General features: G+C 70.4%; 3 protein-coding genes and 1 pseudogene. 1 reads left to right on the top strand and 3 read right to left on the bottom strand.

The genetic code is table 11. The annotated features are described in order from the left end of the window. A partial coding sequence (locus tag AB4039_RS32860; RefSeq protein WP_442272491.1) for an amino acid transporter occupies nt 1-1,655 on the top strand: 1,655 nt, incomplete at its 5' end. Between the two features lie 370 nt (nt 1,656-2,025). Here AB4039_RS32860 and xdhC read toward each other — a convergent pair. The 3 genes and pseudogenes from xdhC to AB4039_RS32845 form a co-directional block, all read right to left on the bottom strand. Further along, nucleotides 2,026-2,826 (bottom strand): annotated as a pseudogene (gene xdhC / locus AB4039_RS32855) (xanthine dehydrogenase accessory protein XdhC); the annotation flags it as partial. Nucleotide 2,827: 1 nt separating this feature from the next. After that, nucleotides 2,828-5,227: a xanthine dehydrogenase molybdopterin binding subunit gene (gene xdhB / locus AB4039_RS32850; protein ID WP_266846574.1), complete on the bottom strand. Its 2,400-nt coding sequence runs from the start codon at nt 5,225-5,227 to the stop codon at nt 2,828-2,830. Next, the gene (locus AB4039_RS32845) at nt 5,224-6,693 is read right to left on the bottom strand and encodes an FAD binding domain-containing protein (RefSeq protein WP_266846576.1); all 1,470 of its coding nucleotides are present in this window, start codon (nt 6,691-6,693) and stop codon (nt 5,224-5,226) included. Before AB4039_RS32845 ends, xdhB begins: the two co-directional genes overlap by 4 nt. Nucleotides 6,694-6,898 lie beyond the last annotated feature (205 nt).

The raw sequence follows: 6,898 nt of genomic DNA, 5'->3' as shown, positions 1-6,898 counted from the left end.
GCCCGCACGGCGAGGGCTCCATCGCCATGCTGGAGCGGCTGCTCACGTTCTGGAAGGGGAAGCTGTTCGTCCTGACCCTGCTCGGGTTCGCGGCGACCGACTTCCTGATCACCATCACTCTCTCGGCCGCCGACGCGACCGCGCACCTGGTGGAGAACCCGCACCTGACGAGCACCCTGCACGGCCACGAGGTCCCGATCACCCTGCTCATGATCGCCCTGCTGGGCGCGGTGTTCCTGAAGGGGTTCAGCGAGGCCATCGGGGTGGCCGTGGTACTCGTCGCCATCTACCTCGGACTGAACGTGGTCGTCGTGGTGGTGGGCCTCGGGGAGGTGCTCAGTGAGCCGCACCTCATCCCCGACTGGACGGCCGCACTGACCGCGGAGCACGGGAACCCCCTCATGATGATCGGCATCGCCCTCATCGTGTTCCCGAAGCTCGCCCTCGGCCTCTCCGGTTTCGAGACCGGCGTCGCGGTCATGCCGCACGTGCAGGGCGACCCCGAGGACACCGAGGAGGAGCCCGTCGGCCGGATCCGCGGCGCCAAGAAGCTGCTGACGACCGCCGCCGTGATCATGAGCGTCTTCCTCATCACCAGCAGTTTCATCACCACGCTGCTGATCCCGCCCGCCCAGTTCCAGCCGGGCGGCCAGGCCAACGGCCGTGCCCTGGCCTATCTGGCCCACGAGTACCTCGGCTCCGCCTTCGGCACCGTCTACGACGTCTCGACCATCCTGATCCTGTGGTTCGCGGGCGCCTCCGCGATGGCCGGCCTGCTCAACCTCATGCCGCGCTACCTGCCCCGCTACGGCATGGCCCCCCACTGGGCCCGCGCCCTGCGCCCGATGGTCATCGTCTTCACCCTCATCGCCTTCCTGGTGACGTGGATCTTCGACGCCGACGTCGACGCCCAGGGCGGCGCCTACGCCACCGGTGTCCTGGTGCTGATCACCTCGGCGGCCGTCGCGGTGACCATCGCGGCCCGCCGGGCGGGGGAGCGCGGCTGGACCATCGGCTTCGGGATCATCTCCGCCGTCTTCGTCTACACCACCGCCGTCAACGTGGCCGAACGCCCGGACGGCGTGAAGATCGGAGCCTGCTTCATCGGCGGCATCATGGCCCTCTCGCTGCTCTCCCGCCTCGCCCGCGTCTTCGAGCTGCGCGTCACGCACCTGGAGTTCGACGACATGGCGCAGCGGTTCATCCGCGACACCGCCAACCGCACGATCCGTTTCATCGCCAACGAGCCGGACAGCCGTGACGTCACCGAGTACCGGCAGAAGAAGGAGCAGATCCGCGCGGACAATGACATCCCCGCCGCCGACGACGTCATGTTCGTCGAGGTCACGGTCCTGGACGCGTCCGAGTTCGAATCCGGCCTGAAGGTCCGCGGCGAGGTGCTGCACGACCGCTACCGGGTCCTCACCCTGGAGAGCTCCAGCATCCCCAACGCGCTCGCCGCACTCCTGCTGCACGTGCGGGACGAGACCGGGCAGCGCCCGCACATCTACTTCGAGTGGACCGAGGGCAACCCGATGGCCAACTTCTTCCGCTTCTTCCTCTTCGGMCAGGGCGAGGTCGCSCCMGTCACCCGSGAGGTCATCCGCGAGGCCGAACCCGACCGCASCCGCCGCCCCCACGTCCACGCCGGCTGACGTCGGGAATCCGGAAGGGCCCGGAGTCCCGACGCCGGCCGCCTCCCCCGGCCCGGCGTTACACCCGGCCGCGGGCCGGGCGCCGCTGGCGCGTCCGGACTTCCGGTTCGAGGTGTCTGAGGAACGGCGCCGTGTCCTCAAGGGCCGCCGCGGCCCGCTGGTCGGCCGGCGCAGTCCCGTCCGCCGTGGCGCCGAGCGCCGGAAGACCGGCCCGGGCCGCGAAGGACGACGGGGACGTCGGGGACGTCGGGGAYGTCGGAGACGACGGAGACGACGGAGACGGTGAGGACGGTGCGGGCGAAGCCGCCGCCGTGTCCGGCTGCCGCTGCCCGCTCGGGGTCGCATCCGTCTCCCGCACCGCCCGACGGCGGTCCGCCTCGAAGGTCAAGAGCAGGTCCGCCGCGACGCTCACCGCGATCGTGGCGGGTTCCTTGCCGGTGATCGCGGTCAGTCCGATCGGCGTCTTGATCCTGTCGATGGCGGCGGCGTCGTGACCGCCCTCGGTGGCCAGGCGCTGCCGGAACCGCGTCCATTTGGCGGACGAGCCGATCAGCCCGATCGAGCCGAGGCCGGGCGTACGCAGAGCGGCGTCGCACAGGGCGGCGTCCTCGGCGTGATCGTGCGTCATGATCAGGACGTGGGTGCCGGGCGGCAGCTCCGCGAGCACCTCCTCCGGAAGGAGGGGTGTGTGGCGCACGTGGACCTCTGCCATCGCGTCCCCCAGCACGCCGAGCCGCTCGTCGGTGAGCATGTCGGAGCGGCTGTCGACCAGGTACAGATCGAGGTTCTGGCGGGCGAGGATGCGCGCCAGCTCCAGTCCGACGTGCCCGACGCCGAAGACCGCAACCGCTTCGACCACCGGCAGCGGTTCGAGCAGTACGGTCACGGCCCCGCCGCAGCACTGGACGCCGTGGCGGCCGGTGACCTTGTCGTTGAGGGCGAACTCCATGAGCTCCGGCTCCGGGTCGGGCGCGACGTTCAGCTCGCGCGCCCGGTCGATGGCGACGGCCTCGATGTTGCCGCCGCCGATCGAACCCCACGTGTCGGTGAGTCCCACGACGAGTTTGGCACCGGCCCGGCGGGGCGCGTGGCCGCGCACGGTCGCGACGGTCACGAGCACGCCGGGTTCCSGGCGAGCCCGCAACCGCGCGACCGCGGCCACCCACGTCATGTCAGGCATTGCTCAAAACGCTTGCGTCGGCGGAGACCTCGCTGCCGTCGGGCGCGTGACCCTCGTGCAGCGCGCCGCCCTTGCGGGCCGCTTCGATCGCCCAGTACACCGCCTCCGGCGTCGCGGGAGCGCCGAGTTCCACGCTGGCTCCGGCGGGCCCGAACTCCGCGGCGGCCTGCCGCAGCGCCTCGCGCACCGAGAACGCCAGCATCAGCGGAGGCTCGCCCACCGCCTTGGACCCGTAGACCGCGCCCTCCTCGGTGGCGTTCTCCATCAGCCGGACGTTGAACTCCTCGGGCATCTCCGAGAAGCTCGGCAGCTTGTAGGTGCTCGCCGCCTGGGTCAGCAGCCGGCCGCGGTTCGGACCGTCACTGCTGTCCCAGCGCATGTCTTCCAGCGTGAGCCAGCCCGCGCCCTGCACGAAGCCGCCCTCGACCTGACCGATGTCGATCAGCGGGGAGAGGCTGTCGCCGACGTCGTGCACGATGTCCACGCGCCGGATCTTGTACTTGCCGGTGAAGCCGTCCACCTCGACCTCGCACGCGGCGACGCCGTAGGAGAAGTACTTGAACGGGGAGCCCTGGAAGGCCTTCGCGTCCCAGTGCAGACCCTCGGTCCGGTAGAAGCCGGACGCCGACAGCTGGACCCGCTGGAAGTACGCGGTGCGCACCAGGTCGTCCCAGGCCAGCTCCTTGTCGCTGCCGAGGATCCGTGCGACGCCCTCGACGATGCGCACGTCCGAGGCGTTCCCGCCCAGCTGGGTGCCGGCGACCTGCAGCAGCCGCCCGCGGATCTGCTCGCAGGCGTTCTTCACCGCCGCGCCGTTGAGGTCCGCCCCGGAACTGGCCGCGGTGGCCGAGGTGTTGGGCACCTTGTCCGTACGCGTCGGAGCCAGCCGCACCTTGTGCAGCGGGATGCCCAGCGTGGTCGCGGCCACCTGCAGCATCTTGGTGTGCAGGCCCTGGCCCATCTCGGTGCCGCCGTGGTTGATCAGGACGGAGCCGTCCTTGTAGACCAGCACCAGTGCACCGGCCTGGTTGAAGGCGGTGAGGTTGAACGAGATGCCGAACTTGATCCCGGTGAGCGCGAGCGCCCGCTTGGTGTGCGGGTGCGCGGCGTTGAAGGCCGCGATCTCACGCTTGCGGTCGGCGACGGCCGCGTCGTCCTGGACCTGCCGCCAGAGGGTGGAGATCCGTTCGGGCTGCGAGACCGGCTGGCCGTACGGCGTCGAGTGGCCCTGCCGGTAGAAGTTGCGCTCGCGCAGCTCCATCGGGTCCAGGCCGAGCAGCGGCGCGCACCGGCCGAGGATGTCCTCGATCACCAGCATGCCCTGGGGTCCGCCGAAGCCGCGGAAGGCGGTGTTGGACGTCTTGTTGGTCTTGGCGATGCGACCGGCGACGCGGGCGTTGGGGATCCAGTACGTGTTGTCGATGTGGCACAGCGCGCGGGCCACCACCGGCTCGGAGAGGTCCAGGCTCCAGCCGCCGTCGCCCGTCAGGGTGGCGTCCAGGGCCTGGATGTGGCCGTCGGCGTCGAAGCCGATCTTCCAGGTGGCGTGGAAGCCGTGGCGCTTGCCGGACATCGTCAGGTCCTGGGTCCGGTTGAGCCGCACCCGCACCGGCCGCCCGGTCAGCTTCGCGCCGAGGGCGGCGATGGCCGCGAACCCGTGCGGCTGCATCTCCTTGCCGCCGAAGCCGCCGCCCATCCGCAGGCACTGCACGGTCACCTCGTGACTGTGCAGGCCGAGGACGTGCGCGACGATCTCCTGCGTCTCCGAGGGGTGCTGGGTGCTGCTCTGGACGAACAACTGCCCGGCCTCGTCGACGTGGGCCAGCGCCGCGTGCGTCTCCAGGTAGAAGTGCTCCTGATCGGAGAACTGGAACTCACCGGTGAACACGTGCGCGGAATCGGCGAAGCCGGCGTCGATGTCTCCGGCCACCATCAGCGGCCGGGCGCCGTGGAAACTCTCGGCCGCGATCGCGTCCTGCAGCGTGATCAGGGAGGGCTGTTCGTCGAGTTCGACCTCGACGGCCGCCGCACCGAGCCGGGCCGCCTCCAGGGTCTCGCCGAGCACCCAGGCGACCGCGTGGCCGTGGAACATGACCGTGTCGGGGAACAGCGGCTCGTCGTGCTTGATGCCGGCGTCGTTGACACCGGGCACGTCCGCCTCGGTCAGCACGCGGACCACACCGGGTACGGCGAGCGCGGGCTCGGTGCGCAGCGCGGTGATCCGGCCGTGGGTCTTCATGACCTGGACCGGGTAGGCGTGCAGCACGTCCTTGGTGCGGTGCACCAGGTCGTCCGTGTAGAGAGCGGTGCCGGTGACGTGCAGGGTGGCGCTCTCGTGCGGCATGGACACGCCGACGACAGGCTTTTCAGGGATCTCGGACAAATGGCTCACGACGACACCGCCTCGGTGGTTTCTGCGTACAGCTTCAGCAGGCTCTGGCCGAGCATCGCGGAGCGGTAGCCGGCGCTGGCGCGGTGATCGCTCATCGGCGTGCCCTGGGCCTTAAGTACCTCGGCCGCGGCCTCGACGGTCTCCGCCGTCCACGGCTCGCCCTCCAGGACGGCCTCGGTGGCGAGGGCGCGGATCGGGGTGGCGGCGACGCCGCCCAGGCCGATGCGCGCCTTGCGGACGATCCCGTCCTCGATGTCGAGGGAGAAGGCGACCGCCACACTGGAGATGTCGTCGAAGCGCCGCTTGGCGATCTTGTGGAACGCCGTGACCGGCGACAGCGGCAGCGGGATGCGCACCGCGCGGATCAGCTCGCCGGGACGGCGCACGCTCTGCCGGTAGCCGGTGAAGTAGTCCGCCAGCGGGACCTCGCGCTCGCCGTCGGCGTCGGCGAGTACCAGCGACGCCTCCAGCGCGAGCAGCACCGGAGGGCTGTCGCCGATGGGGGAACCGGTACCCAGGTTGCCGCCGAAGGTCGCGCTGTTGCGGATGAGCCGGGACGCGAACTGCGGGAACAGTTCCGCCAGCAGCGGGACGCTGCCGTCGAGGCGGCGCTCGATCTCGGTGAGCGTCAGTGCCGCTCCGATCTCGATGTGGTCGGATTCGACCCGCAGCTCACGGAGCTCGGGGAGCCGGTCGACCGCGACCACGCAGGCCGCCCGTCGGGAGCGGATGTTCACCTCCACGCCCCAGTCGGTGCTTCCGGAGACCACGACGGCCTCGGGCCGGTCGCGCAGCAGCTGCGCGGCTTCGGCCAGGGTGCCCGGCCGCAGGAACACGCTGTCGTCCTGCTCGTACTCGGTGGCGGCCGGCTCCGGCGGGGCCTGGTCGCGGCGCTGCGCCAGGACGTCGTCCTCGGCGGGCGAACCGACGGCGAACGCGGCGTCGCGGATCGGACGGTAACCGGTGCAGCGGCACAGGTTTCCGCTCAGGGAGTGCAGATCGAAACCGTTCGGACCGTGTTCGGCGTCGGCCTCGGCCGCGTCAGGGGATTCCGCGTGCGCGCAGCGGTCCGGCCGGTAGTACTCGGAGGCCATGCTGCAGATGAATCCCGGCGTGCAGTAACCGCACTGGGAGCCGCCGCGGACGGCCATCTCCTCCTGCACGGGGTGCAGGGCGGTCGGCGTGCCCGATTCGTCGACGGTGGCGAGGCCCTCGGAGGTGATGACCTCCTGGCCGTCGAGCGACGCGACCGGGACCAGGCAGGCGTTGACCGCCACCCAGTCGGTGGGCTTGTTCACCCCGGGACGGGCCACCAGGACCGAACAGGCGCCGCATTCACCCTCGGCGCAGCCCTCCTTGGTTCCGGTCAGGCCGCGGTCGCGCAGGAAATCCAGCACCGTGGTGTGGGGTGCGGCCGGTGCGATGGGGGTTTCTTTTCCGTTGACCGTGATGCGCGCCGCTACCATGGCACGTCCCCATTTCGGCGCGCGATTGATCTGACTATCCTAGTCGCCATTTCATGAGCTTTCTATTTCAGTGGCGCAGCTCGAAAACCCGGAGCGCAGCAGAGCAGCACGCAATGACGTGCCGTAAAGGGTGAAAAGAGGTGGAGAGATCCGGGGCCGCGATCGGGCACGCCGGGAGGGGGCTATTCAGCAGCCGTGTGCGACA

The organism is Streptomyces sp. M-16 (assembly GCF_052114405.1).
Classification (GTDB): Bacteria; Actinomycetota; Actinomycetes; order Streptomycetales; family Streptomycetaceae; genus Streptomyces.
The sequence above is the reverse complement of the archived record's forward strand: the minus strand, read 5'-3'. Positions and strand labels throughout refer to the sequence as shown.

What these genes read in the sequence shown, in the direction of transcription:
- AB4039_RS32845 (WP_266846576.1), bottom strand. Translation starts at nt 6,693, where the DNA reads ATGGTAGCGGCGCGCATCACGGTCAACGGAAAAGAAACCCCCATCGCA.